Source organism: Mycobacterium sp. NGS51 (assembly GCF_059812525.1).
The window spans coordinates 99,095-115,212 of the sequence record NZ_JCALCV010000016.1 but is presented as its reverse complement, the minus strand read 5'-3'; the positions used below and the strand labels follow the sequence as shown (position 1 = coordinate 115,212).

The following is a 16,118-nucleotide window of genomic DNA, read 5'->3' as shown; positions in this document are numbered from 1 at the left end:
CCTAGAGCCGTCCGGTGGCCTTCATCGCCAGGTAGCGGTCTGCCAGCGCGGGCGCCAGCTCGGTCGGTAGCGCATCGACCACGTCCACGCCGCCCTGGCGCAGCCGTGAGGCAATCCGGTCCCGGTCATTGCGGGACCATTCGGCCGCCGCCGCGTCATACACCGCAGCCGCATCGGCCCGGCCGGCAGCGAGCCGGTCGACGCGCGGATCGGTCACCGCGGCGATGATCACCTGGTGCCTGGCGGAGAGCTGCGGCAATACCGGCAGCAGTCCTTCGTCGAGAGCAGCGGCGTTGAGGTCGGTCAACAGCACCACCAGCGCACGCCGCCGAACCCGTCGCAATACTGCGGAAACCATTGCCGCGGCGTCGGATTCGATGAGCTCGGGGCGTAGCGGCGCCATGGCGTCAACCAGCTGTGCGAGCAGCTCGGTCCGCGGCGATCCGAACACCGTGGCCCGCGTGACGCGGTCATGGGCGAGGAAGTCGACGTGGTCGCCGGCCCGGGATGCCAGTGCCGCCAACAGCAGCGCGGCATCCATCGACCAGTCCAGCCGCGGCCATCCGCCCGGATCGCCGGCGGTGGGGTCGACACCGCCACGGCCGGCCGACGTGCGTCCCGTGTCGAGCACAATGACGACCCGACGGTCACGCTCGGGCCGCCAAGTTCGAACCACCACGTCGGAGCGACGGGCGGTGGCGCGCCAGTCGATCGAGCGGACGTCGTCGCCGACGACATACTCTCGCAGCGAGTCGAATTCGGTGCCCTGGCCGCGGGTCAACGTCGGCAACAGCCCATCGATCTCGCGCAGCTTGGCCAGGCGTGCCGGGAGGTGCTTGCGGGACAGGAACGGTGGCAGCACCCGCACGGTCCCGGCTACCGGTGCCGACCACTGCCGTCCCGCCAGGCCCAGCGGCCCGAACGATCGTGCCGTGACCACCGCCGTCCGCTGATCGCCGCGGCGTGCCGGCCGCAGGCAGGTAGCCACCGGCTGTACCTGACCGGCAGCGATGTCGACGGTGTGAACACCAGGTTCGGCGCGCGTGCTGGGTGGCCAGCCATCGCGGATCTGGCCGCGAAACCGACGCCGGCCACCGTTGTGGATCAGCAGACCGACATTCGCTGACTCGCCGAGCCGCACCGACGCCGGCCCCGAACGATTGAACCGCAGGGCGCTGATCTTTGCGGCCAACCCGACGTCGACGGCCACCGCCATCAGCAGCAGCACCAGCAGCACCAGAAAAGCCGTTGCCGGCCAGGGCGATAACGCGACCGGCAGAACACCGGCCAGCGCAACCAGCCCAGCGCGTCCAGTCAGGACCACTAGCGGGGCACCGGAACCGAGGCAAGTATTCCGTCGAGCACCCCGTCGGCGGTGGCGCCTTCCAGCTCGGCTTCTGGGCGTAGCATCACCCGGTGCCGCAGGGTGGGCCGGGCCATCGCCTTCACATCGTCGGGCGTGACGTAGTTGCGCCCGGACAGCCACGCCCACGACCGGGCGGTGCCCAGCAACGCCGTTGCGCCACGCGGCGATACGCCAAGGTGCAGTGCCGGTGAGTGGCGGGTGGCGCCGACGATGTCGACGATGTAGCCCAGCAGTTCGTCGGCGACAATTACCTGGCGCACCGCCTCGCGCCCGGCGGTCAGCTCGACGCTGCCGGCCACCGGTCGGATCGCCGACAGGTCACGCGGATCGAAGCCGTGCGCGTGCCGTCCGAGGATGGCGATCTCCGAATCACGCGCTGGCAGCGGCACTGTCAGCTTGAGTAGAAATCGGTCGAGTTGCGCTTCGGGCAACTGATAGGTGCCCTCGTATTCGATCGGATTCTGTGTCGCGGCGACGATGAACGGATCGGGCAGCGCCCGTGGTTCACCGTCGACGCTGACCTGGCGCTCTTCCATGGCTTCCAGCAGAGCGGCCTGCGTCTTGGGTGGCGTGCGGTTGATTTCGTCGGCCAGCATGAGATTGGTGAACACCGGGCCGGCGCGGAACACGAAAGCGGCGGTGCGGGCGTCGTAGACCAGCGAGCCGGTGACGTCGCCGGGCATCAGATCCGGGGTGAACTGGACCCGTTTGAACTCCAACTGCAGCGCCGCGGCCATCGCACGGACCAACAGCGTTTTCGCCACACCCGGAACACCTTCGAGCAGCACATGGCCTCGGCACAACAGCGCGATGACCAGACCACTGATCACGGCGTCCTGTCCGACGACGGCTTTGGCGATCTCGGCGCGCAACGCCAACAACGCCTGACGTGCCGATTCGGCAGCCGCGGGCGGTGCGGATGCGGGGGCCGACTGGGTCATAAGCGCTGCTCCTCCTCATCGCTTCGCTCTGCATCGTCGCCAGCGCGGGTCATGAGTGTGCGACCTGCCTTTCGATGTCGTCGAGCGCACGGGCCAGCGCCACCAGGTCGGTGTCGGTGGCTGGGGGCGGCCCGAACAGCGTATGCCGCACCGAGTCCGCGTCGGCGCCGCTGCGCTGCGCGACGGCCCTCGCTACCGCGGGCGCGGGCGTGGTCGGGCTCAGGCCGAGACGGGGGGACAGCCGCTGCAACGCCGCGGCACGCAGAGCTTGTGCCGCGCGGTCGCGGACCCGCCGCGAACGGTACAACCGGCCGCGGCCCTCGACCGTCTCCGACGCGCGCACGACCACCGGCAGGTCCTCGGCGACCAATGGGCCGATCCGGCGGCCCTTCCACAGCGCGATCAGTAACACTGTCAGCGACAGTTGCCAGACCATCCAGCTGACATTGTCGGGGATCAAATCGAAGATGGTTGCCGCGGAACTCGATTCGCCCTCGACTCGCTGCGGCGCGTACCAGACCAGGCGAGCGCGTTCGCCGGCGAGGTTCATCGCCAGCGCGGCGTTACCGGCGCGCCCCAGGCCACCGTTGGTCATGAAGTCGGTGCTGCCCACCAGGGTGACGGTGCGTTCACTGTCGCGGTAGCGGACCAGCGCACCGCCGTAGCAGCTGGTGATCTGGTGATGGCCGATAGCTGTTGACGCAGCACTGAAGGTGTTGGTCGGGCCGAACTGTACCGATCCGGCGCTATTCGCTGCGCGCAGCGCGCAATCCGGCTTGCTCTCCGGTGTGCTGGCGCCGCCGCTGCGGATGTCCGGCGCCAATGCGGCGCGGGCCCGCGACGTCGGCTCGACCAGCAGCAGGTCACCGGGGACGTCGGCGAGCCGGTGCAGCAGTGCGTCATCGGTGACGTACTGGCTCTGCCCGATCAGCAGCAGGCTCCCCGAGCGCATCTCCCGTTCCACATCGGCAACGGTGTCGACGGCGACGACGTCGACTCCTCCGGCGGCCAGCAGCGCCACCAATGCATGTGCGCCGTCCGGTCCGGTGGCCGTCGGATCCATCCGGCCACCCGGCCGTGCCGCGGTCAGGTAAGTGCCGACCGCCGCGACAACACAGAGAGCGGCCAGTGTCAACAGGACCCACCGCCAGGTTCGCCAACGTCTGACCAGCGTCGACGAGCCGGTGGCCGTCACTGCACCGCCGCCCACGGGCCCAGTGCTGTCGAGTGGTCGGCTGCCGGCACGTCGGTCGCCGAACCGGATCGCAGATGGTCGTCAAGGTCGGCAATCATCTGGTAGGCGGCTGATGTCCCGGGCAGTTCGCCGTAGGTGACGTCGTTGAAAGCCGCAGCGGCCCGGGCGAACTCGGAGGCAACCCGCGGTATGCGCGCGCCGGCGTCGCGGGCCAGCTCGTTGGCGGTACGGCCGGGAGCGGGCTCGAGTACGCGGGTCTCCTCCAGCGCGCGGGCGATCGCGCGCAGCCGGTGCCGAATTGCTGCGGTCCAATTCTCTTCAGCGGCAAAACCGTCCGCGGTAGCCCGGTGCGCGGCGGCACTGAGTGGTCCGTCGTCGAACAACTGGTAGTCGCCGCCACGGCGAGTGCGTATTGTGCGCTGCGCCACCCGGATCGCGATCAGCAGCGCAACCGCCAGCAGAACGAGTAGCACCGCTATGGTGAACCATCCGCCGGGCAACGCAGAGCCCTTTTCGATCAGGCGGAAGAGTAGTTCGTCGACCCAATCGTGGAATCGTTGTGTCAGCGAAGCTTTGGGGTAGATCGGTTTGGCCAGTTCGCGTTGCGCAGCCTCGTGTGCGGCATCGCGGTCGATGTCGATAGTCGGCATCAGCCAATCCTCATGCCTGGATGGGTCAGCCAGAGGTAGTCGGTGGAATGTGGCGCTGCCGGACCGCCGGCGGCACCGGTCTGCAGGATCAGGTCGAACGCCTCGGCGCGGATGCGGCGGTCGGTGTAAAGCAAGACCACCACACCGGCGCTGAATGGAGCGGTGATGATTCGGCCTATTGCCGATCCGACGGCGCCTATCGTCAAACCGATCAGTGTGGGCCCGCTGGACGGGTCGGCCATAAGCTGGCCGACGAAGTTGAACGGCGCCGCGACGGCACCGGCGATGACGAACACCACGACAGAGGTCAGCAACCGGATACCGAGCACACGCCAGAAGCTGTTGCGGACCAGCGCAACGGATCTGGTGATGGCGTCCATGACGGGCAGCTGTTCCAGCACGATCAGCACCGGCGCAAACGACAGCACGGTGTAGAAGTAGCCCAACGCTGCGATCAGGGCCAGCACCAACGGAAGACCGAAAACGAACGCTGCGGCGCCGCTGCCGACGGCGCCCACCGCGGTGATGAGCAGCGCCACCAGACCGACGAGCAGTATCGCGCCGACGGCTTCCAGTGCCGCCAGGCCCAGCAGTGCCGGCAGCCGCCCGCGGATTTTCGTCCAGGCTTCGCCGATCGTGATCGTGGACCCGAATACCGCGCGGCCGACGACGACGGTGAGCATGCCGCTGAGCAGGATCCCCGCCAGCCAGGTGATGAGGCCGCTGGCAGCAGCCGAGATCAGCCCGGCGGCCACATCACCGCCAGTGGGCTCGTCGGGCGATGCCGTCGCGAGCCGACTGGTGCCGGCAATCGGTCCGGCCGCGATCATCAACGCGATGGCCTGTGTGATCACGACGATGATCGCCGTGAGCCCGAGGGCTGTTTTCGGATTGGCCCGGACATAGCCGACTGCGCCATTGAAGATTTCGCTGAGTCCCAACGGGCGCAGTGGGATGATCCCCGGCCGGAACCCGCCCGGGTGGAACTGCGGCGGGCCGCCGTAGCCAGGCGGCGGATTCCCATAGCCAGGCGGCGGACCCCCGTAGCCGGGCGGCGGGCCGCCGTAGCCGGGCGGCGGCGGGTACCCAGGCGGCGATCCGTAACCAGGCGGAGGCGGATAGCCGGGTGGCGGCCCATACCCCGGCGGCGGCCCGCCGACCGGAGGTCCATACCCAGGGGGCGGATAGCCCGCCGGGGGGTATCCCGGGGGACCGTAACCCGGCGGCGGGTTCCACCCCTCGGGGTATTCGGGGTAGTCGAACGGCGGCGTGCTCACCAGGTGGCGCCGTCGTCGATCATGACTCCCATCCTGTCGGCCACGAGGGTATTTCTCAATGTCTCGCAAGGTCTCGCGGCGCCAGATGGCTCGCGTAGCGTCTGAGCTATGGCCGACCTCAAATCCCGGCTGCGCGCCGACTTGACCGAAGCAATGAAGACGCGGGACAAATTGCGCACCGCGACCCTGCGCATGTTGCTGGCCGCGATCCAGACCGAGGAAGTCTCGGGCAAGCAGTCGCGGGAACTCTCCGACGACGAGGTGCTCAAGGTATTGGCCCGGGAATCCCGCAAACGTGGGGAAGCCGCCGAGATCTACACCCAGAACGGCCGCGGCGAGCTCGCCGCCGAGGAACACGCCGAAGCGCGCGTCATCGACGAATACCTGCCCACCCCACTCACCGAGGGTGAGCTCGCCGACGTCGTCGACACCGCGGTCGCCCAGGTGGCCGAACAACTCGGCGAGCGGCCCAGCATGAAACAGATGGGCATGGTGATGAAGGCGGCCACCGCGATCGCGGCCGGCAAGGCCGACGGAGCCCGGCTGTCGGCGGCGGTGAAGGACCGCCTTTAGTCGCGGGCAATCGTTTGCCCTGGCCGTGCTGGGGTACCCGTCTGGAATGACGCGGTTCGGCTACACCCTGTTGACAGAACAAAATGGCCCGAAAGAACTTGTCCGATATGCGATTTCGGCTGAACGTCGCGGTTTCGACTTCGAGGTCTGCAGTGACCACTTCTCGCCGTGGCTCTCGTCGCAAGGACACGCCCCCAACGCCTGGGCAGTACTGGGAGCGGTCGCACATGCCACCGAACGGGTGGATCTGTACTCGTATGTGACCTGTCCGACGATCCGATACCACCCGGCGGTCGTCGCGCAGCAGGCCGCTACCGTGCAGATTCTTGCCGACGGCCGCTTCACCCTCGGCCTGGGCAGCGGCGAGAACCTCAACGAGCACGTCGTCGGAAAGGGCTGGCCGGCGCTCAAGCAGCGCCAGGACATGCTGGGCGAAGCGATCGAGATCATCCGCGCGTTGTTCGGCGGCGAGTTGGTCGATTGGCGCGGGGACTACTACCAGGTGGACTCGGCACGACTATGGGATCTGCCCGACGATCCGATCGGCATCGCGGTGGCGATGACCGGCGAACGGTCGATCGGCAAGTTCGCCACCCTCGCCGACCACCTGATCGCGGTGCAGCCCAGCGGAGACCTGGTCCGTGACTGGCACTCCGCGCGCCAGGCCGTCGGGATGGCCGGTGGCGGCCGGGTCGTCGGGCAGATACCGGTGTGCTGGGACCCGGACCGCGACGCCGCGGTGCAGCGCGCCCACGAGCAGTTCCGCTGGTTCAGCGGGGGCTGGCATGTCAACTCCAACCTGCCGACGACGGCGGGTTTTGCCGCCGCCACCCAGTTCGTCCGACCCGAGGACGTCGCCGAGAGCATTCCCTGCGGGCCGGACCTCGACGCGATCGTCGACGCGGTGCGGGCCTACTGGGAATCCGGGTTTACCGACGTCGCTTTGGTGCAAATCGGTGGCGAGGCACAAGACCTGTTCTTCAAAGAGGCCGCCGAGCCGTTGCTCGAGGCGCTGCGGGCAGCCGCCAACCAAGGGGACGGTGATGACTAATCCGTCGTTTGCGAACGGCACCGCTCTGCTGGTGAAGGGGCTCGGTGGAGCGAGTGTGGTCCTGGGCCTCAGTGAATTGCTGGCACCGGCGCAGGTTGCCGCGGTCGCTGGTGTGGACGACACCGACCGAACGCGGTCGGTGATCCGGGCGCTGGGCCTGCGTGAATGCGGACACGGCGCCGCGCTGCTGTTCGGGCCGGAGAAGCTGGTATGGACCCGCGTCGCCGGCGACGTCCTGGATCTGGCGTTGCTGGGTGTCGGGGTGGCCAATCGGGGGCCGGGGCGGCGGAAGCGGGGCGCGATCGCGGCCGCCGCACTGGCCGGCATCGGTGCTGCCGATCTCTACGCGGCGCTGCGCACCAGTCGCGACAGTGGTGGACGACACGCCAACGGGCCGCGCCATCAGACGTTGCGGGCAGCGGTCACGGTGCGACGCCCGCCTGCGGATGTCTACCGGTTTTGGCGCGACCTGAAGAACCTGCCGTCATTCATGTTTCACCTGAAGTCGGTGACCGCCGGATCAGACGGTCGTACGCACTGGGTGGCCAACGCGCCCATGGGTCAGTCGGTGCAGTGGGACGCGCAGATCACCGACGATGAGCCCGACACTCGCATCGCATGGCAGTCGCTGCCGGGCTCAGCCATCGAAAACGGTGGCAGCGTCGAGTTCACGCCCGCGCCGGGCGGCACCGACACCGAGGTACGGGTGACGATGAGCTACCGCCTGCCGGGCGGTGCGCTGGCCAAGGCGGCGGCAACCATATTCGGCGAGTCGCCGGACCAACAAGTCAACGACGACCTTCGTCGCTTCAAGCAGATCCTGGAGACCGGACAGGTCATGCGTTCGGATGGATCGCCGGAAGGTACTGCCGCGCGCAGGCAAATGCATCAGCAGAGCGGGCAGCCGAAGGGAGCCGACCGATGAAGGCCACGGTGTGGGCCGGACGTAACAGCGTGGAGGTCCAGTCGGTTCCCGATCCGAAGATCCTCAACGAGCGCGACGCGATCGTGCGCGTCAGTTCGACGGCAATCTGCGGTTCGGACTTGCACATCTACGACGGCTACATTCCGACCGTCAAGCACGGCGACATCCTCGGGCACGAATTCATGGGCGAGGTCGTCGAAGTCGGCAAGGCAGTGACCAAACTGGCGGTGGGCGATCGGGTGGTGGTGCCATTCCCGATTGCATGCGGTGCGTGCTCGGCGTGTGAGCGCGACCTGTACTCGCTGTGCGAGAACTCGAACCCGAACGCGGGCATCGCCCAGAAGCTGATGGGCCACTCACCTGCCGGACTTTTCGGCTACTCGCACATGCTGGGCGGATTCGCCGGCGGGCAGGCCGAATACGCGCGGGTGCCGTTCGCCGACGTGGGCCCGCTGAAGATCGAGGATGACCTGACCGACGAACAGGTGCTGTTCTTGTCGGATATCTTTCCGACCGGCTACATGGGTGCCGAGATGTGCGACATCAAGCCGGGTGATGTGGTCGCCGTCTGGGGCGCCGGCCCGGTAGGACTGTTCGCGATGACAAGCGCTTACCTGCTGGGCGCATCGAAAGTCATTGCGATTGACCGGGTTCCGTATCGGTTGGAGCTAGCTGAGGAAGTACGTGCGATACCGCTGAACTTCGCTGAGACGTCGGTGCTCGAAGAGCTCCGAGACATCACCGCCGGGCGTGGTCCGGACCACTGCATCGATGCGGTCGGTTTGGAGGCCCGTAACGGGTCCACCGTGGTGGACGCCTATGACCGAGTGAAACAGGCCGCTCGGGTGGAAACCGAACGGCCCCATGCCTTGCGGGAAGCGGCGATGAGTTGCCGTAACGGTGGCACGATTTCGATCATCGGGGTCTACGGCGGGCTGATGGACAAGTTCCCCATCGGAGCGATCATGAATCGGTCGCTGACCATCAAAACCGGGCAATGCCACGTGCAGCGGTACATGCGACCGCTGCTCGAGCGAATCCGCAACGGCGAGGTCGATCCGACGTTCTTGGTCACCCACCGGCTGTCGCTCGACGAGGCACCGCACGGATACGAGATCTTCAAACATAAGCGCGACAACTGCACCAAGGTCGTGCTCAAACCCTAAGACGACGAAGGAGAACCGTTATGTCACATGACCAAATGCACGGCAAGAAGGTCGCCTTTTTGGCAGCGGACGGCGTAGAAAAGGTCGAACTCGAACAGCCGCGCGCGGCTCTGGAAGACGCAGGTGCGCAGACCCAATTAGTGTCGCTGAAATCCGGCGAAATCGAAGCGCGGAACCACGATTTGGAGCCGGCTGGGACATTTCCCGTTGACCGGGCGGTCAAGGATGTGTCCGTCGAGGATTTCGACGCGCTGGTGTTGCCCGGCGGCACCGTCAACCCGGACAAGCTGCGGATGGACGATTTGGCGGTCTCGTTCGTGCGGGACTTCGTCACGTCAGGAAAGCCGGTCGCGGCAATCTGCCACGGCCCGTGGACGTTGGTGGAGGCCGGGGTGGCCAAGGGGCGCACGCTGACGTCGTATCAGAGCATTCGCACCGATCTGCGCAATGCCGGCGCCAATGTCGTCGACGAGGAGGTCGTCGTCGATGGGAATCTGATCACCAGCCGTTCGCCGTCCGATCTGCCGGCGTTCTGTTCAACGATTGTCGAAAAATTCGCTCACGCACCCACCGGCGCCTGATCGGTCCTGGTTTCAACAGCATGGTTTGCGGGCATAGTCACGCCAGCCGCGATCGACGTGGCAACGTGTCGAAAGGCCGCAGGTGACCACTTCTTACTTGGCGCCGCCCGTAACGGATTCGCTGGCCGCCGACGGCGTGTATCCGCCGCAACAGGACTCGCAGCTTCTGGTCGACACCATGGAAGCCACTGCGCTCGTACCGGGGCGCCGTGTACTGGATCTGTGTACCGGTAGTGGTTACATCGCGATCGCCGCTGCCGAATTGGGGGCAGCCAGTGTGACGGCATTCGACATTTGTCCCCACGCTGTGGCGTGTTCGCGAGGAAATGCGGTGCATGCCGGTGTCGATGTGGACGTGCGGGAAGGGTCTTGGATCGGTGCGCTCAACTGCGCACCCTTCGAGGTGATCATGTCCAATCCACCGTATGTGGCTACCCCCCCGACGGGCGACCGCGAGGCGATCCCGAAAAGCGCTGGCCCCGAATGGGCGTGGAACGCTGGAGTGGACGGGCGGCTGATACTGGATCCGCTGTGTGAGTCCGCATCGCGTTTGCTCTGCGACGGCGGCTCCATGCTGCTGGTGCACTCCAGCCTATCGGGCGCCGACCAGACGCTCGAGGCGTTGCGATCAACCGGCTTGGATGCTCGAGTCATTGCCTCCCAATGGATTCCGTTCGGCCCGGTGATGTCGGCCCGGGCAAGCTGGTTAGAAGACACCGGCCGCATTCGGCGCGGTTGCCGCGCGGAGGAACTCGTGGTGATCCGGGCGGACAAGCCATGACCGGCTGTACGCGGGTACAGGTGGTGCCCAACGGGCCGGTGCTGATAGCCGGGCCGGTGCGCATCGAGATGCCCGGCGGTGATGTCGTCGAATCCGACCGGTTCATGGTGGCCGTCTGCACCTGTCGGCGCAGCAAGAACTACCCGCTGTGCGACACCAGCCACCGACGCTGTCGCCGCACGCAGTCAGCGTCAACCGAGCGGTCGTCGTAGCGAGCTCTGGGCGGCTTTCCACGCCGCCACCATGGCGTCACCGAGACGGTCTTCGACCATCGCGTGGGCGCGGATCCCGAACACCACGTCGCAGTCCAACTGCGGCTCCCGTCCGACCAAGTCGCCGACCACGTCGATGCGCACCACCTGCTCGTGCACCGCGTCGGCCTCGACGTGCTCGCTGTAGAACCTCACACACTCCGCGGGTGCCCCGAGTCGCTGCAGGGCCTCCACCAGTCGGCGCGAACCCGGCGGAGAGGTGATTTCCGTCGACGCGAAATGCCCGATGGCCGCACCGCGCAACCGGCGGTGCAGACCGAACAGCGACATCAGGTTCACCACTGCCAGCGATTCGGCCGGAACCGCGTCCAGATAGGCCAGATATGTCGAGTCCAAGCCTGCGGCGGTCAGCAGGTTCGCGAACAACTGTTGATGGACTCGCGGACCCTGTCCGGCCCCGTACTCATCGAATTCGACCGCCACGAACGAGGCCTTGGCCTGGCCGGTAAGACGCGGAATAGCCCAGGCGTGCGGATCGCCCTCTTTGAGGTGATACAGCGACCGATGCACGAAGTATTCGCACATCTGCGCCCAGGTTCCGTTGTCGCGCAGCCAGTATGACGGACCACTGCCATCGACGGATTCGACTGAGAGGGCATCCATTTCGGCCGCCGCGGTGTGGCCGGGATCGATCGGTCCGACGTCTCGTTGCACGGCCGCCAGGAAAGTCCGCTCCAACTGGCCGCGCAGGTGCAGCAGTCCGGGATTCCACTCCCAGGTCGGGTCGACGCCGGCGAAGCCGCGGTAGTGCAGCTCGTAGCACATGTACAGCGCCAATTGCAGGTCCAGGCCGTAGGGATCCGATTCCCGCACCGAAGCTTCGATGCGGACCAACTGGTCCCGCGGCGCCGGTTCGGTGAGAGTGCGCCGGACCGCCATCGACAGCGGTCCATGCGCTGCGGGCAGCCTGGGTTCGACCGCTGCTTCTGCCTGGGTCACGCCGGGGTTTACCCCGATTTGCGCACCGGCCAAACGACGCGGTCGCATAACAGCCCCGTTGAGGGGGTAGTACTGCGCTGCACAACGAACTAGGAGGTGACATGCGCGCATTGACCGTACAGCCGGGCCACAAGGGCTCGCTGAGCGTGTCCGACGTGCCCGACCCGACCCCGGCCGGCGGCGAATTGCTGGTCGACGGCATCGCGATGGGGGTCTGCGGCACCGACAAAGAGATCGTCTCCGGCGAATACGGCTGGGCACCGCCGAACTCCTCGCGCCTGGTCCTCGGACACGAATCGCTCGGCCGGGTGCGTGAGGCACCGGCATCGAGCAGCTTCTCAGCCGGCGATCTGGTGGTCGGCGTAGTGCGCCGGCCCGACCCCGAGCCGTGCGGCGCGTGTGCGCACGGCGAGTTCGACATGTGCCGCAATGGCCGTTACCGCGAGCGGGGCATCAAGGAGCTGGACGGCTACGGCAGCCAAGCGTGGTGTGTGGAACCCGATTACGCCGTCCGGCTCGATCCGTCGCTGGAACGTGTCGGCATGCTGTTGGAGCCGACGACAGTGGTGGCCAAGGCCTGGGAGCAGGTGGAGCGGATCGGCAGCCGCGGCTGGTTCGAACCGAAACGGGCGCTGGTGACCGGCGCCGGACCGATCGGCTTGTTGGCGGCGCTGATCGGGGTGCAACGCGGTTTGGACACGCACGTGCTGGACCGGGTGACCGACGGCCCGAAGCCGAAGCTGGTCACATCGCTCGGCGCGACCTACCACCACGAAGACATCGAGTCGGTGGCCAAGCAATTGCGGCCCGACGTCGTCATCGAGGCCACCGGTGTGGGCAGCATCGTCTTCGGTGCGCTGATGAACACCGTAACCTACGGGATCACCTGCCTGACCGGTGTCTCGTCAGGTGGACACAACATTGACGTCGACGCCGGCCTGGTGAACCGTGACATCGTGTTGGAGAACGACGTGGTGGTCGGCTCGGTCAACGCCAACCTCCGCCACTACCAGCAGGGTGCTGACGTGCTGGCCCGCGCCGACAACGACTGGCTGGAAGGTCTGGTCACCCGACGCGTGCCGCTGGAGAAGGCTGCCGACGCATTCCAACCGGCCGACGGCGACGTGAAGGTGGTTATCGAACTCTGATGTCTCGAATTGAGGACTACGCCCTGCTCGGCGATCTGCACACCGCCGCCCTGCTGAGCCGTGAGGGCAGCATCGACTGGTTGTGCCTGCCGCGGTTCGACTCCGGTTCCTGCTTCGCGGCGCTCCTGCACGACGAGTCCGCCGGTCACTGGCGGTTGGCGCCGGCCTCCGGTGGGCCCGCGACGCGACGCGCCTACCGCGACGACACGCTGATCATGGACACCGAGTGGGACACCGACGAGGGGTCGGTGCGAGTCACCGATTTCATGCCGCCCCGCGGTGAAGCCGCCGATGTGGTCCGAATCGTCGAGGGGCTGTCCGGGCGAGTGCCGATGCGGATGCATCTGGTGATCCGGTTCGATTACGGCAGTGTGGTGCCCTGGATCCGGCGAAGCGAGGACGGCCTGATCGCCGTCGCCGGCCCCGACACGTTATGCCTGACCACGCCCGCCGACCTGCAGGGCGAGCACATGTCGACGGTCGCCGAATTCGAGGTGACAGCCGGCGACAGGGTGCCGTTCGTGCTCACCCACACGGCGTCGCACCGCCTTCCGGAAGCTGTCCGCGCACAAGCTGACCACGCACTGCGCGACACCGAGGAGTACTGGAAGGACTGGATCGGTCAGTGCACATACCGCGGGCCGTACGAGGAGGCAGTACGCCGTGCTCTGATCACCCTGAAGGCGCTCACCTACGACCCGACCGGCGGAATCACTGCCGCCGCGACCACATCGTTGCCGGAATCGCTTGGCGGCGTGCGAAATTGGGACTATCGGTACTGCTGGCTGCGGGACACCACCTTCACTCTGCAGGCGCTGCTCGGCACCGGGTATATCGACGAGGCCAAGGCGTGGCGCGACTGGTTGGTCCGCGCGGTGGCGGGCGACCCGGCCAAGCTCCAGATCATGTACAGCATCGACGGCACCCGGCGATTGCCCGAACTCACGCTGGACTGGCTTTCCGGATATGAAAAGTCCGCGCCGGTTCGTATCGGCAACGAGGCCGCTGGACAGTTCCAGCTCGACGTGTACGGCGAGGTCCTCGACGGGCTGCACCTCGCCCGTGAAACCGGGATGCAGGCGGTCGATGAGGCCTGGGATATCCAGCGGGCATTGCTGGACTTTCTCGAAGGCAATTGGAACCAACCGGATTCCAGCCTGTGGGAAGTACGTGGTCCTCGACGCCATTTCGTGCATTCCAAGGTGATGGCCTGGGCCGGTGTCGACCGCGCCGTGCACACCGTGGAAACCCAGGGCCTCGACGGCCCGCTGGACACGTGGCGCGACTTGCGGGACCGCATCCACGCCGACGTCTGCGAACACGGGTACGACGCCGACCGCAAAACCTTCACGCAGTCCTACGGCTCGCGCGGCCTCGACTCCGCGTTGCTGCTGATACCCCGGGTCGGTTTTCTGCCCTGGGCCGACCCGCGCGTTGTTGGCACCGTCGAAGCCGTGCAGCGTGAGCTGTCCAGTGACGGATTCCTGATGCGATATGACCCCGAAGCCGACGGCGGCGGTGACGGGCTGCCCGGCACCGAAGGCACCTTCCTGGTGTGCACCTTCTGGCTGGCTGACGCCCTGCACGGCATCGGCCGCGGCGACGAGGCCCGCGAGCTTTTCGAACGCTTGCTCGACCTGCGCAACGACGTCGGGCTGCTCAGCGAGGAATACGACACCGGTGCGCAACGGCTGGTCGGCAACACCCCGCAGGCGTTCAGCATGGTCGGGCTGGTGAACACCGCGCGACAGCTGAGCGGATCGTCGACGCAGACCGGCGGCAAGGGAGCGGGTACTACCGCCCCGCGGCCCCAGCACTAGGGAATCGCTACGCCGCCGCCGGATCATCGTCTTCGCCGTCGCGGAGCAGTCGCTCGGGATGATGGTAGGTATTGGTTCTGGGTCGGCCGCGGTCCAGGTGAGGCGGTGGGATCCATTCGGTGTCACCATTTTTGAGTCTGCGGGTTTTCCAGCCGCCAGAGGTGACCAGTTTGTGGTGGGGACCGCAGCACAAAGTGAGATCATCGATGTTGGTTTCCCGGCACTGCGCGAAATCGGTGACGTGATGGGCTTCAGTGAGGTAGCCGGGCACGTCGCAGCTGGGGAATGAACAGCCACGGTCTTTGGCATACAACACAATTCGCTGTCCGACGCTGGCCAGGCGCTTAGTGTGATACAGCCCGATCGCCTCGCCCTTGTCGAAGATCGCGAGGTAATGATGGGCGTGGGAGGCCAACCGAATCACGTCACTCATTGGCAGCAGGGTTCCGCCGCCGGTGATCGCTTTGCCGCAACCCGCTTCGAGCTCGGCCAAGGTAGTCGACACAATGATCGACGCTGGTAGCCCGTTGTGCTTGCCTAGATCAACGGAGGCCAAAAGCGCACGTCCGGCGGCATTGAGCGCGTCGTGGTTGCGCTGGCCGGTGCTGCGGGTGTCGTTGTCGATGGCTTGCTGGGCGGGGGCGCCATCGACGCACGGGGTCAGGTCGTCGGGGTTGCACATGCCCGGGGCGGCCAACTTCGCCAGGACAGCGTCGATGGTGGCGCGCGCCTCGGGGGTCAAATATCCGGTGATCGGGCTCATGCCGTCGACGTCTTGTTTGCCGATGATCAGACTGCGTCGGCGGGCGCGGTCGTTGTCGGTGAAATCGCCGTCGGGGTTGACGCAATCGGTGAGCCTGTCAGCCAGCTTGGCCAGTTGGTCGGGCCGAAATAGGCTGCCTTGACGGGCCAGTTGCGCTTCGGCCTGTTCTCGAGTCTCAATGTCAACCGCGTCGGGCAGCCGGTGGTAGAAGCCGCGAATCACCCGCACGTGACCGTCGCCGATCTCGCCGGCGCGCTGCGCTTCGGCAGTGGCCGGCAGTACCGGCGCCAGCGGCTCACCGGTCATCGCGCGGCGCGGCCCCAAATCGGCGGCATCGCCGATGCGTCGGGAGGCTTCGGGGCGCGTAATACGCAACCGCTCGGCCAACGCAAACGATAACTTGCCGCCCAACTCCGTTTCGTCGGCCTGTTCGGCGACCTTATTGATCAACGCGTGGTCAACCGCCGACATGCACCGACGGATTCGTTCCCAACGTTCCAGCAGCGCCAAACACTCTGGAGTAGTCAACCCATCAAACGACAAGTCCACAGCCAGCCGCATGTCAGCCTCGGCAGCGTCGAAGACCCCGACGATCTCCTCGCGACTAGTCGCTTGCATGTTCGAAATAATATCGCCGCCGCCCGACAAGTACGCCTCCGCCAACTGCACC

The 16,118-nt window shown here is 66.6% G+C and carries 15 protein-coding genes and 1 pseudogene; 9 read left to right on the top strand and 7 right to left on the bottom strand.

Annotation, left to right across the window (positions count from 1 at the left end; all coding sequences use genetic code 11):
* Position 1: 1 nt before the first annotated feature.
* From AC5Y5W_RS19165 to AC5Y5W_RS19145, 5 genes and pseudogenes are all read right to left on the bottom strand, one after another.
* Positions 2–1,324 (bottom strand): DUF58 domain-containing protein, encoded by a 1,323-nt coding sequence (locus tag AC5Y5W_RS19165; RefSeq protein WP_500022510.1) that lies wholly within the window; start codon positions 1,322–1,324, stop codon positions 2–4.
* A pseudogene (locus AC5Y5W_RS19160) lies at positions 1,324–2,291 on the bottom strand (AAA family ATPase); the annotation flags it as partial. The pseudogene AC5Y5W_RS19160 and the gene AC5Y5W_RS19165, both read right to left, overlap by 1 nt.
* Before the next feature lie 65 nt (positions 2,292–2,356).
* The gene (locus AC5Y5W_RS19155; RefSeq protein WP_500022509.1) at positions 2,357–3,517 is read right to left on the bottom strand and encodes a DUF4350 domain-containing protein; all 1,161 of its coding nucleotides are present in this window, start codon (positions 3,515–3,517) and stop codon (positions 2,357–2,359) included.
* Entirely contained in the window at positions 3,499–4,152 is a 654-nt protein-coding gene (locus AC5Y5W_RS19150) for a DUF4129 domain-containing protein (RefSeq protein ID WP_500022508.1), read from the bottom strand. The genes AC5Y5W_RS19155 and AC5Y5W_RS19150 overlap by 19 nt, the downstream gene beginning before the upstream one ends.
* Positions 4,152–5,432 (bottom strand): DUF7847 domain-containing protein, encoded by a 1,281-nt coding sequence (locus AC5Y5W_RS19145; protein ID WP_500022518.1) that lies wholly within the window; start codon positions 5,430–5,432, stop codon positions 4,152–4,154. Before AC5Y5W_RS19145 ends, AC5Y5W_RS19150 begins: the two co-directional genes overlap by 1 nt.
* 105 nt (positions 5,433–5,537) lie before the next feature.
* On the opposite strand from AC5Y5W_RS19145, the gene AC5Y5W_RS19140 reads away from it, so the two are divergent.
* From AC5Y5W_RS19140 to AC5Y5W_RS19110, 7 genes are all read left to right on the top strand, one after another.
* A complete protein-coding gene (locus AC5Y5W_RS19140) occupies positions 5,538–6,002 on the top strand; it encodes a GatB/YqeY domain-containing protein (RefSeq protein ID WP_499889332.1) in 465 nt (154 codons plus the stop codon).
* 46 nt (positions 6,003–6,048) lie between these two features.
* Complete coding sequence (locus tag AC5Y5W_RS19135) at positions 6,049–7,053, top strand: LLM class F420-dependent oxidoreductase (protein WP_500022507.1); 1,005 nt, start codon at positions 6,049–6,051, stop codon at positions 7,051–7,053.
* Positions 7,046–7,978: an SRPBCC family protein gene (locus tag AC5Y5W_RS19130; protein ID WP_500022506.1), complete on the top strand. Its 933-nt coding sequence runs from the start codon at positions 7,046–7,048 to the stop codon at positions 7,976–7,978. Before AC5Y5W_RS19135 ends, AC5Y5W_RS19130 begins: the two co-directional genes overlap by 8 nt.
* Complete coding sequence (locus AC5Y5W_RS19125; RefSeq protein WP_500022505.1) at positions 7,975–9,144, top strand: zinc-dependent alcohol dehydrogenase; 1,170 nt, start codon at positions 7,975–7,977, stop codon at positions 9,142–9,144. The genes AC5Y5W_RS19130 and AC5Y5W_RS19125 overlap by 4 nt, the downstream gene beginning before the upstream one ends.
* A 20-nt stretch (positions 9,145–9,164) precedes the next feature.
* Positions 9,165–9,725: a type 1 glutamine amidotransferase domain-containing protein gene (locus tag AC5Y5W_RS19120; protein ID WP_500022504.1), complete on the top strand. Its 561-nt coding sequence runs from the start codon at positions 9,165–9,167 to the stop codon at positions 9,723–9,725.
* A gap of 82 nt (positions 9,726–9,807) precedes the next feature.
* Entirely contained in the window at positions 9,808–10,506 is a 699-nt protein-coding gene (locus tag AC5Y5W_RS19115; protein ID WP_500022503.1) for a HemK2/MTQ2 family protein methyltransferase, read from the top strand.
* Positions 10,503–10,718 (top strand): CDGSH iron-sulfur domain-containing protein, encoded by a 216-nt coding sequence (locus AC5Y5W_RS19110; RefSeq protein ID WP_500022502.1) that lies wholly within the window; start codon positions 10,503–10,505, stop codon positions 10,716–10,718. The genes AC5Y5W_RS19115 and AC5Y5W_RS19110 overlap by 4 nt, the downstream gene beginning before the upstream one ends.
* Here AC5Y5W_RS19110 and AC5Y5W_RS19105 read toward each other — a convergent pair.
* Complete coding sequence (locus AC5Y5W_RS19105) at positions 10,698–11,657, bottom strand: iron-containing redox enzyme family protein (RefSeq protein ID WP_500022517.1); 960 nt, start codon at positions 11,655–11,657, stop codon at positions 10,698–10,700. The two genes, AC5Y5W_RS19110 and AC5Y5W_RS19105, sit on opposite strands and share 21 nt — an antisense overlap.
* 161 nt (positions 11,658–11,818) lie before the next feature.
* On the opposite strand from AC5Y5W_RS19105, the gene AC5Y5W_RS19100 reads away from it, so the two are divergent.
* A complete protein-coding gene (locus AC5Y5W_RS19100; RefSeq protein WP_500022501.1) occupies positions 11,819–12,865 on the top strand; it encodes a glucose 1-dehydrogenase in 1,047 nt (348 codons plus the stop codon).
* Entirely contained in the window at positions 12,865–14,685 is a 1,821-nt protein-coding gene (locus tag AC5Y5W_RS19095) for a glycoside hydrolase family 15 protein (protein WP_500022500.1), read from the top strand. Before AC5Y5W_RS19100 ends, AC5Y5W_RS19095 begins: the two co-directional genes overlap by 1 nt.
* A 7-nt stretch (positions 14,686–14,692) precedes the next feature.
* Here the strand turns inward: AC5Y5W_RS19095 and AC5Y5W_RS19090 are convergent, their stop codons facing one another.
* Positions 14,693–16,066: an HNH endonuclease signature motif containing protein gene (locus AC5Y5W_RS19090; protein WP_500022499.1), complete on the bottom strand. Its 1,374-nt coding sequence runs from the start codon at positions 16,064–16,066 to the stop codon at positions 14,693–14,695.
* Positions 16,067–16,118 lie beyond the last annotated feature (52 nt).